Below are 21,615 nucleotides of genomic sequence, written 5' to 3'. Positions count from 1 at the left end.
GCTTTGACGGGACGATCCTAGGCGACACCACTGCCAGAAAATGGCAGTATCGTCGCATGGCCCGCTCCGAACGACTGCTCGCCCTCCTCCAGCTTCTGCGCCGCCATCGCCATCCGGTGAGCGGCGCCACGCTTGCCGGCGAGCTCGGCGTCAGCATCCGCACGCTCTACCGCGACATCGCCACGCTGCAGGCGCAGGGCGCCGATATCGAGGGCGAACCGGGCGTCGGTTATGTGCTGCGCCCCGGCTTCATGCTGCCGCCGCTCATGTTCTCGCAAAGGGAACTGGAGGCGCTGGTGCTCGGCTTCCGCTGGGTGCAGAAATTCGCCGATGCGCCCGTGACCAAGGCGGCGACGGATGCGCTCGCCAAGATTTCCGCCGTGCTGCCGGCCGAGCTTGCCGCGGAACTGGAGAACACGGCGCTGCTGGTCGGGCCGCGCAGGATCGTCGACGGCGAGATCGTCGACCTTGCCGTGATCCGCGCGGCGATCCGCCGGGAGCGCAAGCTCCTTCTGTCCTATTGCGACGCGGCGGGCGTGCGCAGCGAACGCGTGGTCTGGCCGGTCGCGCTCGGCTATTTCGAGGAGACGCGCATGCTGGTCGCCTGGTGCGAATGGCGGCAGGGCTACCGGCATTTCCGTACGGAGCGCATGGCGGCGATCGCGCTGCTGGAGGAGCGCTTTCCCCGCCGCCGCGCCGCGATGCTGAAGGAATGGCGCGAGACGGAAGCGGGACCGCGACGGGCGCGCCAAGCGTAAAGCCATGCCCGGCAAGTGCAATTTCCCAACTATGAGAAATGGTTAAAAAACTTTTACCTTTTTCTATGGACAAGCCGAATCACAATTGATTCATTAGGGCAGATTCGGGCGAGCGGCGCGCCGAATCACGAGAGGGTTACAAGGTTTATGACTATGGCGGACGCGCAACGAGGACGCGCAGCCGGCGGATGGACTCGTCTCAGATTCCCGGGAATGGCGGCCTGGGAAGACGAGGCGACGGGGCAGGCGAAGATCTTCGCCGGGCCTGCCGCACGGCGTCTGACGCGGGCTGAGCCCGTGCTGAAACGGTCTATACCGATCCTGATCATCGCCTTCCTCTTCGTGGTCGGCATTTCGCGGATGGTCGGCATCATCGCCGAGCATGACCGGATGGATGCGAGCGTGCGCGACACGACCTCGCTGACGGCGATGGCCGTCGGCGCGGTCTTTTCCGGCACGCTGGCCGAAAGCCTGGCGAACTCCGATCGCATGGCCGTCGAGGCCGCGCTCTCGCTCAACCTGCCGCAGGACCGCATGCAGCCGGGCGGCATCGTGCTCTTCGTCGAGGAGGAAGGCCGCGTCTTCGGCGCTTCGCTGGCGGCCGCGCGCTTCGTCGGCCAGTCGCTGGCGCGCTTTTCCTCAGAGCTTGCCGCCGCGCAGTATTTCGGCGAGGCGGGCGGCGTCTTCCACACCCGCATCGGCGGCGAGGAATACTATGCCTCGCTCGTGCAGATGCCGAAGAAGGGCGGCTTCATCGTCGTCGCCAATCCGCTCGGGCACCTCGCCCTCTTCTGGCGCGACGAGGTGGCGCTGAACGTCACGCTCTTCGCCGGCATCTCGGCGATCCTGCTCGTCATCCTCTATGCCTACTACATCCAGGCCAAGCGCGCGCGCGATGCCGATGCGATCTTCGCGGAATCCAACCTGCGCGTGGAGACGGCGCTCGCCCGCGGCCGCTGCGGCCTGTGGGACTTCGACCTCACCAACCGCCGGCTGTTCTGGTCGCGCTCCATGTACGAGATGCTCGGCATGCCGGCGCGCGACAGCGTGCTCTCCTTCGGCGATGCCGCGCGCCTGATGCATCCCGATGACGACGGCATCTACCAGGTCGCGCGCGCGGTCGCCCGCAGCGAGGCCAAGCAGGTCGACCAGGTGTTCCGCATGCGCCATGCCGAGGGGCATTACGTCTGGCTGCGCGCTCGCGCCCAGCTCATCCGCATGGCCTCCGGCCGGCTGCACATGATCGGCATCGCCATGGACGTGACCGAGCAGCACAGGCTCGCCCAGCGCTACCAGGAGGCCGACCAGCGCCTCGCCGACGCCATCGAATGCACCTCCGAGGCCTTCGTCCTCTGGGACAAGCACGACCGGCTCGTCATGTGCAACGCGCATTACCAGCAGGCCTATGGCCTTCCCGACGAGGTGCTGGTGCCCGGCACGGAGCGCGCGACGGTGCATGCCGCGGCGGCCCGCCCGGTCATCGAGCGGCGCATCGCGGATGCGGACGGCACCGGCATCTCGCAGACCAGCGAGGTGCAGCTTGCCGACGAGCGCTGGCTACAGATCAACGAGCGGCGCACCCGAGACGGCGGCTGCGTCTCCGTCGGCACCGACATCACCATGATGAAGCGGCATCAGGTCCGTCTGCGCGAATCCGAACGCCGGCTGATGGCGACCATCGGCGACCTCTCGGCCTCCCGCGCCACGCTGGAGCGGCAGAAGACGGAGCTTTCGCTGGCCAATGCCAACTACCAGGCGGAGAAGGAGCGCGCCGAGGCGGCCAACCGCGCCAAGTCGGAATTCCTCGCCAACATGTCGCATGAGCTGCGCACGCCGCTCAACGCCATCCTCGGCTTCTCGGAAATCCTGCAGAATCAGATGTTCGGGCCGATCGGCTCGGACAAGTACCGCGAATATTCCCGCGACATCCACGAGAGCGGCAAGCACCTGCTCAATGTCATCAGCGACATCCTCGACATGTCGAAGATCGAGGCCGGGCACATGCGCATCAGCTGCGAGACGGTCGATCTCGCGCCGCTGATCGAGGAGACCATGCGGCTCACCATGCTGCAGGCGGAAAAGAAGAACATCGCCGTGCGGCAGACCTGCCCGGACAATCTCCTTGCCGTCGCGGATCGCCGCGCCATGAAGCAGATCCTGCTGAACCTGCTCTCGAACGCCATGAAGTTCACCAATGCGGGCGGCAAGGTGGAGGTGCGGGCGCGCAAGGTCCACGGCGCGATCACGCTGACCATCGCCGATACCGGCATCGGCATCCCGAAATCCGCCCTCCAGAAGATCGGCCAGCCCTTCGAGCAGGTGCAGAGCCAGTACGCCAAGAGCAAGGGCGGCTCGGGCCTTGGCCTTGCCATCTCCCGCTCCCTCGCCCACCTCCACGGCGGCGGCATGCGCATCCATTCCGTCGAGGGCAAGGGCACGATCATCTCGGTGCGCATCCCTGACCGGGAACGGCTGGCGGGGTTGCACTTGGCGGCGGCTTGAGGCAATCGATCTCGACCGTGGCTTGCCCCTCATCCGGCCTGCCGGCCACCTTCTCCTTGGCTGCAGGGAGAAGGCGAGATGCCGAACCGCTTTCCCAAAACATCAGCGTTCATGTGGGGCACGTCCCCGCTCCCCGCTTGCGGGGAGAGGGTTAGGGTGAGGGCCAGCAACCTTGCGGCCAATCACGTTTACACCCGATGCCATCCCAGTCCAGAACAGGATGGCGAGAACGCAAGGGAGACGCCTCAGCCCTTCACCACCCCCTGGAAAATCTTCCGCACCGCCTTCGATATCCGGCGGATTTCCGCCTCCAGCGTGCGCAGGTCCGGGCAGTCACCGGCCCGGCAGACGAGATCGACGAGGCCGGCGGGGGCTTCCTTAGGGTCGAAGCCGCCGTCGACGCAGAGGCGGACGATCTGCGAGATCTCCGTATAGAGAGACAGCGCCTTCTGCACCGTATCGAGTTCGTTGGGGTCCATCATGCCGGCGCCAAGGACGGCAAGCGCATCGGCGGTCGGCATGACCTCTTCCGGCTGCGGGGCGCCGCGGGCCGGCGCGACCAGCGCCAGGAACTGGGCGATGAATTCGATGTCGATCAGCCCGCCTGCGATGAGCTTCAGGTCCCAGATGTCCCTGGGCGGCTTTTCCTCATCGATGAGATCGCGCATCTCCGCGACGTCCTTGGCGATCTTCGCCGTGTCGCGCTTGCGGGCGAGCACGGCACGGAAGATGCCTTCCGCCTCCGTCATCAGGCTCTCCTCGCCGCAGAGAACCCGGGCGCGGGTGAGCGCCATGTGCTCCCAGGTCCAGGCCTCCTCGGCCTGGTACTTGGCGAAGGAGGTGATGCGGGTTGCCACCGGCCCCTTGTTGCCGGAGGGGCGCAGGCGCATGTCCACTTCATAGAGCACCCCCTCGGCCGTCGGCGCGGAGAGCGCCGCGATCAGCCGCTGAGTGATGCGGGTGAAGTATTTGACGTTGTCGAGGGGTTTCGGACCATCCGATTCGAAGGCGTCGCTCTCGTGGTCGTAGAGGAGGATCAGGTCGATGTCGGAGCCAGCAGTCAATTCGAAGCTGCCGAGCTTGCCCATGCCGACCAGCACCACGCGCCCGCCGGGGAATTTGCCGTGCGCCGCCTCGATCTCCTCCAGCACCGCCTTCAGCGCCGCCGCGACGATGAGGTCGGCGACATGGGTGAAGGCGCGGGCGGCCTGTTTGCCGGTAATCGCGCCAGTCAGCAGGCGGATGCCGATGAGAAAACGCTGTTCGGCGGCGATGATGCGAAGGCGATCGAGAATTTCCTCATAGTGCCGCGCGCCGGAGACGAAGCCCTCGATGCGTTCGGAAAGATAGGCGCGGGTCGGCAGTTCCGCGAGGAGGCCAGGGTCCAGCATACCGTCGAAGACATGCGGCTTGGCCGCGATCACCTCGGCCAGCTTCGGCGCGGACGACATGATGTTGACGATGAGGGAGAGCAGCGCCGGGTTGTTGCCGAGCAGCGAGAAGAGCTGGATGCCCGCCGGCAGGCCGGAGATGAAGCTGTCGAAGCGAAGCAGCGCCTCGTCCGCCCGCTTGCTCTCGCCGAAGACGCGCAGCAGCTGTGGCGTCAGCTCCGTCAGCCGCTCACGCGCCTCGACGGATTGCGTGGCGCGGTAGCGGCCGTAGTGCCAGGTGCGGATGGTGCGGGAAATGTCGGCGGGCCGCTCGAAGCCGAGGCGCTTCAGGGTCTCCAGCGTATCGGGATCGTCCTTCTGGCCGGTGAAGACGAGGTTGCCCGTCTCTGAGGAGAGCTTCGCCTCCTGCTCGAAGAGCGCCGCATAGCGCCGCTCGACGGTCTTCAGCACTTCGACCAGCTTTGCGGAGAAGGCGGCGGTGTCGGCAAAGCCCATCATGAAGGCGATGCGCTTCAGCTCGGCCTCGGTTTCGGGCAGGATGTGGCTCTGCTCGTCGCGCACCATCTGCACGCGATGCTCGACGTCGCGCAGGAACCAGTAGGCGTCCGTCAGCTCCCGCGCCGTCGCCTCGTCGATCCAGTTGGCTTTCGCAAGCTCGGCCAGCATGGGCTCGGTGGCGCGCAGGCGCAGCGCCGGCACGCGGCCGCCGGCGATGAGCTGCTGGGTCTGCACGAAGAACTCGATCTCACGGATGCCGCCGCGGCCGAGCTTGACGTTGTGGCCCTTCACGGCGATCTCGCCATGGCCCTTGTGCACATGGATCTGCCGCTTGATCGAATGGATGTCGGCGATCGCCGCATAGTCGAGGTATTTGCGGAAAACGAAGGGCACGAGACCCTTGAGGAAGGCTTCGCCGGCCTTGAGATCGCCGGCGATGGGCTTGGCCTTGATGAAGGCGGCGCGCTCCCAGTTCTGGCCTCGCCCCTCATAATAGAGCATGGCCGAATCGAAGGAGATGGCGAGCGGTGTCGCGCCGGGATCGGGCCGGAGGCGCAGGTCCGTGCGGAAGACATAACCGTCCGCCGTGCGCTCCTGCATGATGCGGATCAGCCGGCGCACGAGGCGCGAAAAGGTCTCGACCGCCTCGCTCGGATCGACCGCCACGTCCGCCATCGGATCGAAGAAGACGACGAGGTCGATATCCGAGGAATAGTTGAGTTCGGCCGCGCCGAGCTTGCCCATGCCGAGCACGATGAGGCCGGATTTCTCGCTCGGGCGGGCGGGATCGGGCAGCTTCAGCTTGCCGCTCGCATGCGCCGAGAGAAGGAGATGGTCGATGGCCGCCGATGTCGCCGCTTCCGCAAGCCCGGTCAGGAGCGCCGTGGTCTTGCGGGCGTCGAAGATGCGGGCAAGGTCGGCGAGCGCCGTCAGGAAGGCGACCTCGCGCTTGGCGACGCGCAGGCGCGTCATCAGCATCGCTTCCGTCACCTCGCCGCCCTCCCCCGGCTCCCACGCCTTGCGGGTGCGGGCGACGGCGGCCTCGATGGCGGGAAGGATCGGCTCCTCCAGCGCGCGGACGAGGAGGGCCGGATCGATGCGGGCGGTATCGCGCAGATAGGGCGAGAGCGTGAAGGCCGCGACGATGAAATCCTTGAGCGGGCCGTCCTCGGCAAGAAGCTTCGCAATGCCGGCGTGTTCCCTGCCCCAGTCCTTGAGGTCGGACAGGACCGATTTGACTTCCGTCTGGCTCAGGGGCCGGATGGGGGATGCCGAAAGATCGGAAAACCGCATCGCTTCCGTCACGCTCATGATGTCTCCTCGCCGTTTCGACGAGGTGTATCAGTCCGGGAGGATGGGGAAAACCATCCTGACGGTCAGCCCCCGATTGTTTTCCCGCTCCGGATGGGTCGCATCGAGCTCCAGCCGGCCGTGATGCATCTCCATCACGGCGCCGACGAGTGAGAGGCCGAGGCCGGTGCCCGGCTTGGAGCGGCTCGCGTCGAGGCGCACGAAGCGCTGCACCACGTCGTCGCGCTTGTCGTCCGGCACGCCGGGGCCGCTGTCGGCGACGGAAAGGACGACGTCGGCCTCGCGCCGCGCCAGCGAGACGCGAATCTCCGGCTCGCCCTCGCTGCCCTCGGCATATTTGACGGCATTGTCGATGAGATTGCCGAGCGCCTGGCCGATCAGCTCGCGATTGCCCTTGACCTCGATGCCGTCGGCAATCTCGGTGACGAGCCGCAGGCCGCAATCCTCCGCGACGGGCTCGTAGAGCTCGGCGCTGTCATGGGCGATCTCGCTGATGTCGACGGCGCTCATCTCGGCGGGCGCCTGGCCGGCCTCGACGCGGGAGATCATCAAGAGCGCGTTGAAGGTGCGGATGAGCTGGTCGGATTCGCCGATCATCTCCTCCAGCGCCGTACGATGCTCCGCCGCTTCGCCGCCGGCAAGCGCGGCCTCCGCCTTGTTGCGCAGGCGCGTCAGCGGGGTCTTGAGATCGTGCGCGATGTTGTCGGAGACCTGCTTCAGGCCCTCGTTCAGCTTCTCGATGCGGCCCAGCATGGTGTTCAGCGATTCCGACAGGCGGTCGAACTCGTCGCCGGAGCCGCTGGTCGGCAGGCGCTGCGAGAGGTCGCCGGCCATGATGCGCTGGCTGGCGTCCGACATGCGGTCCATGCGCTTCAGCGCGTTGCGTCCGATCAGGTACCAGATGGCGAGCGCGCCGACACCCATGACGCCGAGCGCCACCATCAGCGCCTGGCGCACCAGCACACGGAAATTCTCCGGCTCGCCAAGATCGCGGCCGACCAGCACGCGAAGGCCGTTGGAGAGCACGATCACCTGCGCATAGGCCATCGGCCGGTTGTTGCCACGCGCCTCCTCTTGGTAGCGCTGGTAGCGGAACGGCGTCTCCGTCCAGCCCTCGGTGTCGAGCACGCCGGGCTGGAGGGAGGCGACATTGCCGGCGAGCACCTCGCCGGTGGGGCTGGCGATGATGTAGAGATTCGCGCCGGGCTGGCGGGAGCGGCGCTCCAGCGTGCGCAAGAGGCCGTTCATGCCGTTGTTGTCGAAGATGCGCTCGATCTGGTCGGCCTCCTGCGCCACCGCCTCGCGCATCTGCTGCTGGAGCAGTCCTTCCGACATGGAGGAGACGTAGAAGACGAGGAAGGCCGCGCAGGCGGCGAAGAGCAGCAGATAGACGGCGGAGAGGCGCACGGCGGTGGTGCGGTAGAGGGCGGTCAGCCTGCCGAGCATGCGGTTCATGGGGTCAGCCTGCCGCCTCGTCCTTCATCATGTATCCGGCGCCGCGCACCGTGCGCAGCAGCGGTTGGTCGAAGTCCTTCTCGATCTTCGAGCGCAGTCGCGAGACATGGACGTCGATGACGTTGGTCTGGGGGTCGAAATGATAGTCCCAGACGTTTTCGAGCAGCATGGTGCGCGTCACCACCTGCCCGGCATTCTTCATGAGATATTCGAGCAGGCGGAATTCACGCGGCTGGAGGAGGATTTCCCTGCCGGCGCGCTTGACGGTGTGGGAGAGCCGGTCGAGCTCGAGGTCGCCGACGCGGTAGACCATGTCCTGCTCGGGCGTGCCCTTGCGGCGGCCGAGCACCTCGATACGCGCCAGAAGCTCGCTGAAGGCATAGGGCTTGGGAAGGTAATCGTCGCCGCCGGCGCGAAGGCCCGTCACGCGGTCGTCGACCTGGCCGAGGGCCGAGAGAATGAGCACCGGCGTGTGGATGTTGCGGCGGCGCAGCTCCGAGATCAGCGACAGGCCATCGCGGCGCGGCAGCATGCGATCGATGACGAGGACGTCATAAGTGTTCTCGGTGGCAAGGAAGAGCCCGCTTTCGCCATCGCTGGCATGATCGAGCACGATGCCCGCCTCGCGAAAGGCCTTCGAGAGATAGGCCGCCGCCTCCAGATCGTCTTCAACAATCAATATCTTCATCGTAGGGACCTTACAGCATGTTCGGAGGGTCTTGGCTAGAAGCCGCCCCCCATACGGCAGCGCCGCGAAACCTTTCGATCTCGCGGCGCCGTGGGCAGGGAACAACGGAGCCGGTCAGCCCTGATCGATCGGCAGCGCCAGGAAGCGGCTGCCGTCCTTGGTCTCGATCTGGAACAGCGCCTTGGTGCGGCCGTCCTTGCGGGCGCCCTCGATTACTTTCATCACGTCGTCGGCCGACTTGACCGTCTGGTTGTTGACGGAGGTGATGCGGTCGCCTTCCTTGAGGCCCCGGTCGCTGGCGTCGGAGTCCGGATCGACGGTGGAGACCGTCAGGCCGTCGTCGCCCGGCGTCACCGAAATGCCGAGATCGGCGAGCGCCTGCTCGCTGTTCTCCTCGGCCGGAGCCGCTTCGTCGGGCGTCGCCGAGGCCTGGATCTGCTCGCCGGCCAGCGTGCCGATCTCGACCGACACATTCTGCGACTTGCCATCGCGCCAGACCGAGATATCGACCTTCTTGCCGGGCGCGATGTCGGCGACGCGGCGGGCAAGGTCACGCGGGTCCTTGACGGGTTCACCGTCGAGCGCGGTGATCACGTCGCCTTTCTTGATGCCGGCCTTGGCGCCGGGGGAGTCGGCCTGCGGCTCGACGACGAGCGCGCCGGCGGCATCGGCAAGGCCGAGCGAGTCGGCGATGTCGCGGCTTACCGGCTGGATCTGCACGCCGAGCCAGCCCCGGTCGACCTTGCCGTCCTTCATCAGGTCGGCGACGACGCCCTTGGCGACGGAAGCCGGAATGGCGAAGGCGATGCCGACATTGCCGCCGGAGGGCGAGAAGATCGCGGTGTTGATGCCGACGACCTGGCCGGAGAGGTTGAAGGTCGGGCCGCCCGAATTGCCGCGGTTCACGGCGGCGTCCACCTGGAGGTAGTCGTCATAGGGACCGGAGCCGATGTCGCGGCCGCGGGCCGAGATGATGCCGGCCGTCACCGTGCCGCCGAGGCCGAACGGATTGCCGACGGCGACGACCCAGTCGCCGACGCGGATCTGGCTGTCATCGGCGAAGCTGACATAGGTGAACTTGCGCTTGTCCTTCTCGGCGACCTTCAGCACGGCGAGGTCGGTGCGGCTGTCCTTGCCGACGAGCGTCGCGTTGAGTTCGGTGCCGTCGTTCATGACGACCGTGAAGGCCGAGCCGTCGCTGACGACGTGGTTGTTGGTGACGATGTAGCCGTCTTCGGAGATGAAGAAGCCGGAACCCTGCGCGGTCGGGCGCAGATGCGGCTTGCGGTTCGGGCCGCGACGGTCGCCGAAGCGGCGATCCGGACCGCGATCGCCATGGAACTGGTCCTGACCGCCGAATTCACGGAAGAAGCGCTTCAGCGGGTGATCGTCGGGAAGATCGTCGAAGCCGCGGCCGCCGAAGTTGAAGCTGAAATTGCTCTCGTCATTGGCCTGCTTCACATCGGACTGGACGCGGACGGAAACCACTGCGGGGGAGACGGCCGAAACGACATCCGCGAAGCTCGCGACCTGGGGGGCCTGGACGGCGACGGCCTCGGCATGGCTTTCGGTGACGCGCGCGGGAATGCCGGTCGCAAGCATGACGGCCGCAAGCCCGGCGACGGTGGTCGTCTGCAGCACGGTCTTGAGGCCAGGACGGAATGCGGAGATCTTGGACATTCTTTGCACCTTTTTTCTCTTCTCTCATGGCTGCGCCCGGCAGCCGATGGGAAAGAGATAGGCCGGCGCACATTACATGGCACTATCCGCCGCATGAATTTTTCGTAATGTTGGGAATTCGGCTAGTCGTTTTTCAGAGCGCGTTCCAGCTCGGCCTTTTCCGCTTCGGAAAGGAGCGTGCCCGTCGGCTGGCCGCCGCGCCGGCGCACAAAGAGGACCATCGCGGTCGCGCCAGCGAGGAAGAGCACCAGCGGCGCGCCCCACAGCAGCAGCGTCTCGCCGCGCACACGCGGATTAAGCAGCACGAATTCGCCGTAGCGGGAGACCACATAGTCGATCACCGCCTCGTCGCTGTCGCCGTTCTTCAGCCGCTCGCGCACGAGGAGGCGAAGGTCGCGGGCTAGTTCCGCATTGGAATCGTCGATCGACTGGTTCTGGCAGACCATGCAGCGCAGCTCGGCCGAAAGGGCGCGGGCGCGCGCCTCCAGCGCCGGATCGGCAAGAACCTCGTCCGGATTGACGGCGAAGGCCGGGAGAGCGGAAAGCAGGAAGAGGGCGGCGATGAGCAGGCGGCGCATCATTCCGCCGCCTCCAGCACGGGTTTCACCTTGCGGGCCTTCTGCGGCGCGCCGACGCGCAGGCGCCGGTCGCAGAGCGAGACCGCGCCGCCCGCCATCATGATCAGCGCGCCGATCCAGATGCACAGGATCATCGGCTTCCACCAGACGCGCACGACGATGCCGCCGTCGGCCATGGCGTCGCCGAGCGAGACATAGAGCTGGCTGAGGCCGAAGGTACGGATACCCGCTTCCGTCGTCGGCATGCGGCGCGCCATATAGAGGCGCTTCGACGACCAGATCTCGGTGACGATCACGCCGCCGCGCGCTACGGTGAAGTGGCCGGCTTCTTCCGTATAATTCGGCCCCTGCCCGCGGCGCATGCCGTCGAAGGTCAGGGTATAGCCGCCGGCCTCGACCTGCGCGCCGGGCTTCATCTCCACCACGTGCTCGGTCTCGAAGGCCGTGACCGCGATGATGCCGACGACCGTGACGCCGATGCCGATATGCGCGAGCGCCGTGCCGAAGGCCGAGCCCGGCAGGCCGATGAAGCGGCGGAAGGCGACATTGCCGGCCACCTTGCCGATGCCGGCGCGCAGCCACAGATCGGTGATCGCGCCCGCGATCATGTAGAAGCCGATGGCGAGGCCGAAATAGGCGAGCACCGGGCCGCCGTCATGCGCATAGACGACCGCCGCCGCCACGACGAGGCCGATGCCGACCGCCGCGAAGAGGCGCTGGCCGGCGGCGAGGATATCGCCCCGCTTCCAGGCGAGCAGCGGCCCGAAGGGCACGGCCAGCAGCAGCGGCAGCATCAGAAGGCCGAAGGTGAGGTTGAAGAAGGGCGGGCCGACGGAGATTTTCTCGCCCGTCAGCGCTTCCAGCACGAGCGGATAGAGCGTGCCGGTCAGCACCGTCGCCGCCGCTGTCGTCAGGATAAGATTGTTGAGGACGAGCGCGCCCTCGCGCGAGATCGGCGCGAAGAGGCCGCCGGCCTTGAGCGTCGCGGCGCGGAAGGCGAAGAGCGACAGCGCACCGCCGATGAAGAAGACGAGGATGCCGAGGATGAAGACGCCGCGCGTCGGATCGGTCGCGAAGGCATGCACCGAGGTCAGCACGCCCGAGCGCACGAGGAAGGTGCCGAGCAGCGACATGGAGAAGGTGAGGATCGCGAGCAGCACGGTCCAGATCTTCAGCGCCTCGCGCTTTTCCATGACGAGCGCGGAATGCAGCAGTGCCGTGCCGGCGAGCCACGGAATGAAGGAGGCGTTCTCCACCGGGTCCCAGAACCACCAGCCGCCCCAGCCGAGCTCGTAATAGGCCCAGTAGGAGCCCATGGCGATGCCGGCCGTGAGGAAGGACCAGGCGGCGAGCGCCCAAGGCCGCACCCAGCGCGCCCAGGCCGCATCGATGCGCCCGTCGATCAGCGCCGCGATGGCGAAGGAGAAGCAGACGGAAAAGCCGACATAGCCGAGATAGAGCAGCGGCGGATGGATGGCGAGGCCGATGTCCTGCAGCACCGGATTGAGGTCCCGCCCTTCGGGCGGCGCCGGCGAAAGGCGCAGGAACGGATTGGACGTCAGCAGGATGAAGAGGGCGAAGGCCACCGAGATCAGCCCCTGCACCGCCAGCACGTTGGCGCGCAGCCGCTCCGGCAGGTTGGCGCCGAAGGTCGCGACCATCGCGCTGAAGAAGGAGAGGATGAGGAGCCAGAGCATCATCGAGCCCTCGTGGTTCCCCCAGACGCCGGAAATCTTGTAGATCATCGGCTTCAGCGAATGCGAGTTCTCGAAGACGTTGGCGACCGAGAAGTCGGAGACGACATAGGCGAAGGTCAGCACCGAGAAGGAGAAGAGCACGAGCATGAAGCCGGCAAGGGCCGCGGCAGGAGCCACGGCCATCAGCGAGCGGTCGTTGCGAAGCGTACCGACCAGCGGCAGGACGAACTGGACGACGACCGTCGCCAGCGCCAGCACGAGGGCATAATGTCCAAGCTCGATGATCATTTGATCGTTTCCTTACCGGAAAGCTCGACGCCCTGCGCCTTCAGGCGGTCGGCCACATCCTTGGGCATATAGGTCTCGTCATGCTTGGCGAGAACCGTGTCGGCGACGAAAAGTCCATCCGTGCCGAAGGCCCCTTCGGCGACGACCCCCTGCCCCTCGCGGAAGAGGTCCGGCAGGATGCCGGTATAGGTCACCGGCACGTTGGCGAGCGTGTCGGTCACCGTGAAGGTTATGGTGGAGCCCTCGCCGCGCTTGACCGTTCCGGCCTCCACGAGGCCGCCGAGACGGATGCGGGTGCCCGGCGCGAGGTTCGCCTTGGCGAGGTCGCCCGGCACGTAGAAATAGGCGATCGACTGGCTGAAGGCGAACATGACCAGCAGCACTGCCGCGACGAGGAAGGCGACGCCGCCACCGATCACCGCCAGACGTTTCTGTTTGCGTGTCATTGTCCGCTGCCCTCAACCGAAATCGACAGTTCCCGCGCCAGCGCGAGAAGCTGTCTTCCGTTCTCGCTGTCCGCCGGGAAGGTTTTCAGCGCCGTCATTAGCGCCGCCTCGGCCTTCGGCCTTTGATCCAGCACAACATAGGAACGGATGATGCGCATCCACCCTTCGAAATTGTCGGGATTTTCCTGGAGCTTCGCCGCGAGGCCCTCGACCATGCCGCCGATCATCTGCCGGCGGTCGCCCGCCGACATGTCCTCGGCGGCGGCAACGTCCTCGGCCGTCGGGTTGCCCGGCTGGCCGGCCGTGGCGGCGCCCTCACCCGTCGCGGTCGCGGCGATATGCTTGTTGACGAGCGGCAGCCAGGGCGCATCGGCCGGCGCGTCCTTCGCCATCGCCTCGAAGGCCGCGCGGGCCTCCTCGCGCTTGCCTTCCTGCTCCAGCGCCAGCGCGAGATAGTAGCGGGCGCGGGGATTGTCGGCATTGAGCTTCAGCGATGCTTCGAGATGCTTGCGCGCATCCGCGGTGACGATGCCGTTCGCAAGGGCGATCAGCGTCTCCGCATAGCCGTCGAGCCGGTCGGGCGTTTCGCCGAGCAGGCGGATCGCCTCGGAGAAGGCGTTCGCCGCATCCTCCATCCTGCCGCTGCGGTAATAGATCGGCGCAAGCAGGTCCCAGCCCTCCCCGTCCTCGGGATTGCGGGCCAGATGGTTCTCCGCCTTGGCGACGAGGATGCCGATATCGTTGCCGGGATTGGCGAGGCGCTCGGCGAGCGGCTGGGCCGGAAGGTCCGGCCGGCCGGTCGCGATGTAGAGACAGAGCCCGATGGCGGGCAGGAGCACGATGACGAAAGCCTGCGCCAGCCGGTTACGGCGGCTTGCGGGATGCGCCCGCTCCTTCGCTTCGGCCTTGCGGGCGGCGATCAGCCGGCGCGCGACCTCCGCGCGGGCAAGTTCGGCCTCGCCGACGCCGATGAGGCCCGTCGCCTCGTCGCGCTTCAATTCCTCGAGCTGGTCGCGATAGACCTCGACGTCATAGCCGGCATCGTCCGCCGCCTCCGCGGGATGGCGCAGCAGCGGCAGGAGCAGGACGACGGCGACGGCGGCCGTCAGGATGGCGACGAGAATCCAGAAGAACATGACCGTTCAAATACTGGAACACCGGTGCGTTTCCAATTCCCCCCGGCGCAATGACGCAAAATTGAGGCGTTTCGCCGCAAGTTTATGCCTGTTCAGGCCCGGGCGTTCAGGAAAGCGGCGTCCAGGCGCCGTCGGCATTGCGGCAGGCGGCCCCGCGGGTCGTGGTGTCTCGCCCCTCGACCGTCAGCGTATGGCTGTACTGGCGGCAGTTCTGCGAGCCGACCTGATAGGGCGCGGCCGCGACGACCGAGCCGCTGACGCCCTTGCCCTGCCAGACGACAGGCTGGCCACCGGGGGCCGCTTCGAGCGCACGGTATTCCGCCTCGAGCGCCCGCTGCATGTCGGCCTTGGAGAGCTGCGTCGCCGCATTGCGGCTCACGAGACCGCCCTGAAGCGCGGTGATATAGACGGCGGCGCCACGCGAGCCGGACGGCAGCACGCCGCCGGCCATACCCTTGCCGCCCGATGTGGTGGTGCATCCCGAAACCGTCACTGTTGCCAGAAGCAAGGGGAAAAAGGCGCCGCGCAAACCCGTCTTCATCCGCTGGGACCGTCTCTCTACACGCAAGGGGCGGCAAGCCGCGCCATAACCATCCACATCCGCGATCCTCATCGTCGCGAGCCCTTTCCTTGTTGCATTGTCCGCCGCCTCAGGCAACATCCTTTGTGACAGCCGGCAGAACGAGCCGCGCCAGCAGCCCGCCGCCCGCCCCGCGCGAAAGCCCGAAGGTCCCCTGGTATTCCGAGGCGATCTCGCTGACGATGGAAAGGCCGAGGCCGGTGCCCGGCTTGCTTTCGTCGAGCCGCTTTCCCCGCTTCATCGCCTCGCGAATCTGGTCGGGTTCGAGGCCCGGACCGTCGTCCTCCACCTCGATCACGATCCAGCCCTTGCGCCCGTCGTCGTTGCCGCGCACATCGGCCGGCGCCGGGGTGACGCGGACGGCAACCGCCGTGCGGGCATAGCGCGCCGCGTTTTCGAGGAGATTGCCGACGGTTTCCTCGACGTCCTGCTGCTCCATCGCCAGGACGAGGCCGGGCGGATCGACCGCCAGCGGGAACTGGATCTCGGCATTCAGCCGCCGCATCACGCGCACCAGCCGCTCCAGCACCGGGAGCGCCTCCGTGCGGGCCAGCACCGATTCGCGCTGGGCGGCGATGCGGGCGCGGTTGAGGTAGGACTGCACCTGTCCCTGCATGGCCTCGGCCTGCGTCTTCACGAGATCGCCCTGCGGCGCGGCAATGAGGCGCGATTCGTTGAGCAGCACGGCGATGGGTGTCTTCAGCGAATGGGCGAGATTGCCGACCTGCATGCGGGCGCGCTCGACGATGCGCCGGTTGCTGTCGATCAGCGCGTTCACCTCGCTCGCCAGGGGCAGGATTTCCCTCGGGAAATCGCCGTCGAGCTGCTCGCTCTCGCCGGCCCGGATCTTTTCCAGCGCCTTGCGGGCGCGGTCGAGGGGCTTCAAGCCGATGAGGATCGCCGCCGCGTTGAGGAGAAGGCTGCCGACGCCGAAGCCGGCGAGCGCCAGATAGAGGCTGCCGGAGAAATCGTTGATGTCCGCTTCCAGCACGTCGCGATTGCCGACGACGCGAAAGCGCGCCGTGCGCCCCTCGTCGTCGAGCACCACTTCCGTCTCGCCCACCTCCACCTCGTTCCCGAAGGAATCGACCGTGGTGTAGAAGCGCTCGTAGCGCGTGTCGAAGGGGATGCTGTCGGTATCGGGGATCGGGATGCTGCCGGTGCCGAGAGAGGAGGAGGTTAGCGCCTCGCCCTCCAGCGCCCCGCCGATCGGCTCGACGATCCAGTACCAGCCGGATTGCGGCTGGAAGAAGCGCAGGTCCCCGAGCTGCGGCGTGCCGGCAAGCCGGGTGTTGTCGCCCGCCGAGACCGAATTGATGACGTTGTACAGCTGCGCGCGCAGCAGGTCGCGGAAGCTCTTTTCCGCGCTCTGCCTGTAGAGCGTGGAGATGACCACGGCGATGACGACGAGCGCCACCGCGGCCCAGAGGGAGGCGAGGAAGAGGACGCGGAAGGTGAGCGAGCGGGAGCGTCTGGCCTTATTTTCCATTGGCCGGCGCTTGCATCCGGTAGCCGAGGCCGCGCACGGTCTCGATCAGGTCGACGCCGATCTTCTTGCGCAGGCGCCCGACGAAGACTTCGATCGTGTTGGAATCGCGGTCGAAATCCTGGTCGTACATGTGCTCGACCAGTTCGGTGCGCGAGACGACCTCGCCCATGTGGTGCATGAGGTAGGAAAGCAGGCGGTATTCGTGCGAGGTGAGCTTCAGCGTCTCGCCGTTGACGGTCGCCTTGGAGCCCTTGGTGTCGAGCCGGACAGGACCGCAGACGATGTCGGGGCTGGCATGGCCGGCCGCGCGGCGGATGAGGGCGCGGATGCGCGCCAGCACCTCCTCGACATGGAAGGGCTTTGCCACATAGTCGTCGGCGCCGGCATCGATACCGGCGACCTTGTCGCTCCAGCGGTCGCGGGCAGTCAGCAGCAGGACTGGCATCGCCTTGCCGTCGGCGCGCCATTTCTCGAGGACGGTGATGCCGTCCATCTCCGGCAGGCCGATATCGAGGATGATGGCGTCATAGGGCTCGGTATCGCCGAGATAGTGGCCTTCCTCGCCATCGAAGGCCTGGTCCACCACGTAGCCCGCCTCCTTCAGCGCCTCGCTGAGCTGCCGGCTCAGATTGACGTCGTCCTCGACCACCAGAATGCGCATCGCGTCGTCCCCGTCTCAACTCCATCGCCGGGCAAGATAGCCCGGCGGCCCTTACATCGGCACGCGCACCGTCACCTTGCGCGGGCGGGCATTGCCATTGCCGGGCACCAGCACGGTCACCACGCAGCTATTGCCATCCGGCTTGGCGGACAGAAGCTCGCCGCCGGTCTGGGCCACCACCTGCGCGGCCGCGCTGCTGCAATCGCCGCCCACCGCGACGACATCCCGCCGCGCGCCCGTTTCGACGGGCGCCGGGAGCATCAGGCTGGCCGCAAGCGCGGATATGAGAAGTGGCGAGGCCATGAACATACTTTCAGATGCGGATCAGTGTGATGCAAGCAATAAACGATCCACGCTGAATGGCAAATGAATGCGGGCCGGGGTCGGAAATGCCGCCTAGCGCACGCGCCGGCTCGCCGAAATCCGGCCGATCAGCGCCACGAGGCCGCCGATCACGCCCACCGCCGCGACGAGGAGATCCGCAAGCTCGGCCTCGTCGCCGGCCGTCACCTCGACCCCGGCGGCATGGGCGAGCGAGGCGAGAATCGCGACAAGTGCGCCCCAGACGGTGCGCGACCGATACCAGGCTTTCACGTCGTTCATGGCTTTTCCTTTCCTAGAGGATGAGTGTCGCCTCGGCCGGCAGGCCGAGCGGCACCGCGCGGCCGAGCTGACGCACGCGGATGGAAAGCGAGCCCTGCGGCGCGCCGAAATCGGCCAGCTCGTCGGCGGCCGGATAGGTGTAGGCGGGGACCGGGGTCTCGACGCTGCGCAGCACCGTTCCGCCCGCAAGGATATCGAGGCGATAGGTTTCCGCCGGCTCGTCGAGCGGGATTTCGGCGGCGAGCCAGCTATCCGAATCGATCCGCCCGCGCCGTATCCACGAGAAGCGCGCCACGCCGTCGAGCCCGCGCCGGCCGCGAAGGTGCACGGGCGAAAGCGGCGTCAAAGCCCGCTGCCCGCCGGCAAAGGCGAACGGCCCGACCTGCCCTTCGGAAACGCCGACAGCATCGACGATCCAGTTGGAAAGCCGCCCGATCTCCTCCACGTCGAGGCCGAGCGGGCGCACGGCATCGTCGAGCACCACGACCTGCGCCCCTTCGGCATGGCCGGACACCATGGCGTCCTCCGTGCCGCAAAGCGCGCGCAAAAGTCCCGTCAGCCGCCAGCGGCCCGGCGCGATCTCGCTTGCCGTGCGGAAGGCGACGATCTCCCACGCGCCGTTTGCGCCCTCGACGGCGAGGCGGTTGCCGCCGTTCAGCACGCTCACCGTGTCCACGGAAGAGAGCCCGCCCGTGGGCAGGTCGAGAAAGATCGCCCGGTCCGGGTCGAAGCGCCCGACGACGCCCGCGCCAAGCGGCTCGGCCAGCTCGCCGATCCGCGCCGGCCGGTCGAGGCGGACGCGGATGCGGTAGCCCTCGCTGGTTTCCGAGCTGGAGACGACCATGGAGCGCCACGGGCGCGCATAGGCGGCGATCGAGGCGAAATCCTGCGCCTCGCCCGAGCCGAGGATCGGCAAATCGAGAAAGGCGATGACGGGCGAGAAGGCATCCGCCGGCCCCGCCCCGTTGACCGGCTTGCTGCCGCCGCCGACCACCAGCGGGGCCGCGCTCTCGCCAGCCGCCAGCCCACGTGCCTCCACCTCGCGCACGAGGCCGTCGGTGATGCCGGTGATGAGGAAGCGCCCGGAAGGCCCCTCCGCCAGCCGCACCACGTCGCCGGGCGTGAAGCCGAGCGCCGTCGGCGGCAGGCGGAAGGTGACGCGGCGCTGGCCGGAGCGATGGTCGCGCAGCGCGGTTTCCACGCTCGTGGTCGCCGCGCCCGCATGCAGCACGGCCGGCAGCGAGATGCGCAGCACCCGATCCGTATCGCCCGCCATGCGGCGGGAGCGCGTGGTGACGCGCGGATGGGCGCTCGTCTCGTCGAAATGGTCCAGGATCGCCTCGCCCGCCAGATCGCTGATATGGCCGCGCGTCTCCTCGAAGAGCGCCTCGTCCGGCCGTTCGGCGAGCACGTCGAGACGGGTCGCCGGCAGGGCGGATTTCAGCCGCGAGCGGAAGATGAGCCTGCCGTTCGCCTCCAGCGCGTCGATCTGGAAGGCCTCCATCAGCGGCTCGATCAGCCCGCGCGCCGAGGCCTGCTCGCCCTGCACGAGGCCCGGCAGGTCGCCCACCACGCCCGAAACGTCGAAATCGGCAAAGCCGTTATCCGTCAGGATGGCGGCGATGACGTCGGCGACGGTGCCCGCACCGAGCCGGCCGTTCAGCCAGTGCCCGCGCTGCCAGTTGATGCCGTCCGCCCAGAGCGCGGTGTTTTCCGGGAAGGCCGGATAGGGCCGCGCGTCCCAGGTCCAAAGGAACATGCGGCCGGGATCGACCATGCCCGCCTCCGGCCCCGCGCCCTGCCACCAGTCGTGATGGGCGTCGAGGAAGCGGCGCTGCATGGAATCGCTGCGCGCCCCGCCCGAATGGTGCGGCAGCGTGTTCTCGACGCTCTTCGGGTCGAGGAAGGTCTGCGGCTGGTTGGCGCCCTTGTCGATGGCCGGGCAGCCGAGTTCGGTGAACCAGACGGGCTTGCCACGCGGCACCCAGGCGGTCGGCGTCGGCAGTTCCGCCCCGCCCGGCCCGCGCTCGTAATGCGGGTTCGCCCACCAGCCGGCAATGTCCTTGTAGCGGAAGGTCCAGGGCTTTCCCGCCGCCCCGTCGCTGATCGGCCGGCGGATGCGCGCCTTGCGGTCGGCATCGTCCGCATAATACCAGTCGAAGCCCTCGCCGCCGGCGATCATGCCGGACATGCCCGCGACGTCCTCGCCGTGGCGGAAGCCGTCCGGGTTGCCGGCGAGCGTGTCGCCGTCCTGCCAGTCGGCAAGCGGCATGTAGTTGTCGATGCCCACGGCGTCGATCGCCGGATGCGTCCAGAGCGCATCGAGATGGTAACGCACTTCGCCGCTGCCGTCGGCCGGCTGGTAGCCGAAATACTCGCTCCAGTCCGCCGCATAGGTGATCTTCGTGCCGGCGCGCAGGATCGTGCGCACGTCGGCCGCAAGGGTGCAGAGCCCCTCGACGAAGGGAAAGCGTCCGTCGCCGTCGCGCAGGCAGGTGAGGCCGCGCATCTCCGTGCCGATGAGGAAGCCGTCGACGCCGCCCGCCGCTTCCGCCAGCAGCGCATGATGCAGGATCATCCGCCGGAAGCCCTGGTCGCCCGAGGGCGCGACGATATTTCCGCCCGAGACGGAAAAATGCGCCCGCTGCGCATTGCCGAGGAAGGCGGCGACCTGCGTGCGCGCCGCGCCCGTACGGTCGGCCGAGGGCGGATGGCAGGTGATGCGGCCGCGCCAGGGATAGGCCGCCTGCCCGGTTCCGCCATAGGGGTCCGGCAGGGTATTACCCTCGGGTATGTCCATCATCAGGAAGGGATAGAGATAGACCTCCAGCCCGCGCGCCTTGAGGTCGCGGATCGCCGCGATGACGCTCGCATCCGAGGGCGTGCCGCCATAGGCCGCCGCCCCGCCGTTGCGGCTGACGAGATAGGCGCCCGCGCGCGAAACGCCCGCGACGCGCCAGGCCCGCGTCTCCGTGCCACGCGTGCGCACCTCGACGCCCGGCACCATCTTGCACTGCCCTGCCCGAAGGTCCGTGCCGAACCAGGAGACGACGAGCGCGACCCGCTCGAGATTCGGGCAGAGGCTCTGCAGGTCGTTGATCGCCGCGTGCCAGTCGGTTGCGGCGAGCACCATGTTGCGGTTGAGGTGGCGGGCCGAGCCGGCGGCGAAGCGCTCGGTGACGAGCTGCGGGTCGTAGCCATGCTCCGTCGCGCCGGGAATGACCGTCACGGCGCGGATCTTCTTCTCCAGCGAGCCGACGGGCTTGACCACCTCGAAATGCAGGATGGGAATACGGTTGCCGTAGACGTCGAGCGGAAAGCGCTCCAGCACGACATAGGCAAGCCCGCGATAGGCTGGGGCATTCCCCGCCCCCTGCTTGGCCTCGATCAGCGGATCGGGCGGCTGGTCCGGCGTGCCGGTATAAACGCGCACCGAGAGCGCCGAAAGGTCGACCTCGCGCCCGTCCGCCCAGATGCGGCGGATGGAGGCGATCGGCCCCTCGCAGATGCCGACCGCGAAATTGGCGAAGTAGCGGTAGGTCTGCGTGCGCGGCCCGCTCGCCTTGCCCCCCTGACGCTGGACGATCACCTGCTCCTCGAAGCGCGTCGCCCAGATCAGCGTGCCGCCGACGCGCGCCGTGCCGTAGACGCGGCTGATCGCCGTGCCCTCTTCTGCGCCCGGCACGCGCGCATCGGCAAGGCGCGGGCCGGAAAGGGTCTGCCCGCCGCCCATCAGCGAGCGGTCGACCGCCGAGCCGGCCAGCGCCCCGACGGCCCGGCCGACGATGGCGCCGACGGGACCGAACACGCTGCCGAGCGCCGCGCCGGCGGCCTGGAGGAGAAGTGTCGCCATG

At 67.5% G+C, this 21,615-nt stretch carries 16 protein-coding genes; 2 read left to right on the top strand and 14 right to left on the bottom strand.

The annotated features are described in order from the left end of the window. The first annotated feature begins 56 nt into the window (after positions 1–56). Positions 57–758: a helix-turn-helix transcriptional regulator gene (locus tag ACZ48C_RS04250; RefSeq protein WP_464782290.1), complete on the top strand. Its 702-nt coding sequence runs from the start codon at positions 57–59 to the stop codon at positions 756–758. Between the two features lie 153 nt (positions 759–911). Then, complete coding sequence (locus ACZ48C_RS04245) at positions 912–3,260, top strand: PAS domain-containing sensor histidine kinase (RefSeq protein ID WP_464782289.1); 2,349 nt, start codon at positions 912–914, stop codon at positions 3,258–3,260. Between the two features lie 245 nt (positions 3,261–3,505). On the opposite strand, the gene ACZ48C_RS04240 is transcribed toward ACZ48C_RS04245, so the two are convergent. From ACZ48C_RS04240 to ACZ48C_RS04175, 14 genes are all read right to left on the bottom strand, one after another. Continuing rightward, positions 3,506–6,460 carry a bifunctional [glutamine synthetase] adenylyltransferase/[glutamine synthetase]-adenylyl-L-tyrosine phosphorylase gene (locus tag ACZ48C_RS04240; protein WP_464782288.1) on the bottom strand — a complete coding sequence of 985 codons (2,955 nt, stop codon included), beginning with the start codon at positions 6,458–6,460 and terminating at the stop codon, positions 3,506–3,508. Positions 6,461–6,490: 30 nt separating this feature from the next. Continuing rightward, positions 6,491–7,906 carry a sensor histidine kinase gene (locus tag ACZ48C_RS04235; RefSeq protein WP_464782774.1) on the bottom strand — a complete coding sequence of 472 codons (1,416 nt, stop codon included), beginning with the start codon at positions 7,904–7,906 and terminating at the stop codon, positions 6,491–6,493. 13 nt (positions 7,907–7,919) lie between these two features. Further along, complete coding sequence (locus ACZ48C_RS04230) at positions 7,920–8,603, bottom strand: response regulator transcription factor (RefSeq protein ID WP_203318291.1); 684 nt, start codon at positions 8,601–8,603, stop codon at positions 7,920–7,922. A gap of 114 nt (positions 8,604–8,717) precedes the next feature. Then, positions 8,718–10,283, bottom strand: a complete 1,566-nt coding sequence (locus ACZ48C_RS04225) for a Do family serine endopeptidase (RefSeq protein ID WP_424546682.1) — start codon at positions 10,281–10,283, stop codon at positions 8,718–8,720. Positions 10,284–10,405: 122 nt separating this feature from the next. Further along, a complete protein-coding gene (locus tag ACZ48C_RS04220; RefSeq protein WP_464782287.1) occupies positions 10,406–10,864 on the bottom strand; it encodes a cytochrome c-type biogenesis protein in 459 nt (152 codons plus the stop codon). Then, a complete protein-coding gene (locus ACZ48C_RS04215) occupies positions 10,861–12,846 on the bottom strand; it encodes a heme lyase CcmF/NrfE family subunit (protein ID WP_454635485.1) in 1,986 nt (661 codons plus the stop codon). Before ACZ48C_RS04215 ends, ACZ48C_RS04220 begins: the two co-directional genes overlap by 4 nt. Further along, a complete protein-coding gene (ccmE, locus tag ACZ48C_RS04210) occupies positions 12,843–13,292 on the bottom strand; it encodes a cytochrome c maturation protein CcmE (RefSeq protein WP_119258890.1) in 450 nt (149 codons plus the stop codon). Before ccmE ends, ACZ48C_RS04215 begins: the two co-directional genes overlap by 4 nt. Next, the gene (ccmI, locus tag ACZ48C_RS04205) at positions 13,289–14,428 is read right to left on the bottom strand and encodes a c-type cytochrome biogenesis protein CcmI (RefSeq protein WP_464782286.1); all 1,140 of its coding nucleotides are present in this window, start codon (positions 14,426–14,428) and stop codon (positions 13,289–13,291) included. The genes ccmE and ccmI overlap by 4 nt, the downstream gene beginning before the upstream one ends. Before the next feature lie 106 nt (positions 14,429–14,534). Then, a complete protein-coding gene (locus tag ACZ48C_RS04200; protein WP_119258892.1) occupies positions 14,535–14,969 on the bottom strand; it encodes a hypothetical protein in 435 nt (144 codons plus the stop codon). Between the two features lie 109 nt (positions 14,970–15,078). Next, positions 15,079–16,497: an ATP-binding protein gene (locus tag ACZ48C_RS04195; protein ID WP_464782285.1), complete on the bottom strand. Its 1,419-nt coding sequence runs from the start codon at positions 16,495–16,497 to the stop codon at positions 15,079–15,081. Continuing rightward, positions 16,487–17,158 carry a response regulator transcription factor gene (locus ACZ48C_RS04190; protein ID WP_119258894.1) on the bottom strand — a complete coding sequence of 224 codons (672 nt, stop codon included), beginning with the start codon at positions 17,156–17,158 and terminating at the stop codon, positions 16,487–16,489. The genes ACZ48C_RS04195 and ACZ48C_RS04190 overlap by 11 nt, the downstream gene beginning before the upstream one ends. A gap of 51 nt (positions 17,159–17,209) precedes the next feature. Continuing rightward, on the bottom strand, positions 17,210–17,461 hold the full coding sequence (locus ACZ48C_RS04185) for a hypothetical protein (protein WP_119258930.1): 252 nt from the start codon (positions 17,459–17,461) through the stop codon (positions 17,210–17,212). A 93-nt stretch (positions 17,462–17,554) separates the two neighbouring features. After that, positions 17,555–17,761 carry a hypothetical protein gene (locus tag ACZ48C_RS04180; protein WP_464782284.1) on the bottom strand — a complete coding sequence of 69 codons (207 nt, stop codon included), beginning with the start codon at positions 17,759–17,761 and terminating at the stop codon, positions 17,555–17,557. Between the two features lie 13 nt (positions 17,762–17,774). Next, a complete protein-coding gene (locus ACZ48C_RS04175) occupies positions 17,775–21,614 on the bottom strand; it encodes a baseplate multidomain protein megatron (protein ID WP_464782283.1) in 3,840 nt (1,279 codons plus the stop codon). Position 21,615 lies beyond the last annotated feature (1 nt).

Source organism: Shinella sp. 1A1, from assembly GCF_055379515.1.
This window is presented reverse-complemented; position numbering and strand designations above follow the sequence as displayed.

Coding starts and splice junctions, on each gene's coding strand:
- ACZ48C_RS04250 (WP_464782290.1), top strand. CDS start 57: ATGGCCCGCTCCGAACGACTGCTCGCCCTCCTCCAGCTTCTGCGCCGC.
- ACZ48C_RS04245 (WP_464782289.1), top strand. CDS start 912: ATGGCGGACGCGCAACGAGGACGCGCAGCCGGCGGATGGACTCGTCTC.
- ACZ48C_RS04240 (WP_464782288.1), bottom strand. CDS start 6,460: ATGAGCGTGACGGAAGCGATGCGGTTTTCCGATCTTTCGGCATCCCCC.
- ACZ48C_RS04235 (WP_464782774.1), bottom strand. CDS start 7,906: ATGCTCGGCAGGCTGACCGCCCTCTACCGCACCACCGCCGTGCGCCTC.
- ACZ48C_RS04230 (WP_203318291.1), bottom strand. CDS start 8,603: ATGAAGATATTGATTGTTGAAGACGATCTGGAGGCGGCGGCCTATCTC.
- ACZ48C_RS04225 (WP_424546682.1), bottom strand. CDS start 10,283: ATGTCCAAGATCTCCGCATTCCGTCCTGGCCTCAAGACCGTGCTGCAG.
- ACZ48C_RS04220 (WP_464782287.1), bottom strand. CDS start 10,864: ATGATGCGCCGCCTGCTCATCGCCGCCCTCTTCCTGCTTTCCGCTCTC.
- ACZ48C_RS04215 (WP_454635485.1), bottom strand. CDS start 12,846: ATGATCATCGAGCTTGGACATTATGCCCTCGTGCTGGCGCTGGCGACG.
- ccmE (WP_119258890.1), bottom strand. CDS start 13,292: ATGACACGCAAACAGAAACGTCTGGCGGTGATCGGTGGCGGCGTCGCC.
- ccmI (WP_464782286.1), bottom strand. CDS start 14,428: ATGTTCTTCTGGATTCTCGTCGCCATCCTGACGGCCGCCGTCGCCGTC.
- ACZ48C_RS04200 (WP_119258892.1), bottom strand. CDS start 14,969: ATGAAGACGGGTTTGCGCGGCGCCTTTTTCCCCTTGCTTCTGGCAACA.
- ACZ48C_RS04195 (WP_464782285.1), bottom strand. CDS start 16,497: ATGGAAAATAAGGCCAGACGCTCCCGCTCGCTCACCTTCCGCGTCCTC.
- ACZ48C_RS04190 (WP_119258894.1), bottom strand. CDS start 17,158: ATGCGCATTCTGGTGGTCGAGGACGACGTCAATCTGAGCCGGCAGCTC.
- ACZ48C_RS04185 (WP_119258930.1), bottom strand. CDS start 17,461: ATGGCCTCGCCACTTCTCATATCCGCGCTTGCGGCCAGCCTGATGCTC.
- ACZ48C_RS04180 (WP_464782284.1), bottom strand. CDS start 17,761: ATGAACGACGTGAAAGCCTGGTATCGGTCGCGCACCGTCTGGGGCGCA.
- ACZ48C_RS04175 (WP_464782283.1), bottom strand. CDS start 21,614: ATGGCGACACTTCTCCTCCAGGCCGCCGGCGCGGCGCTCGGCAGCGTG.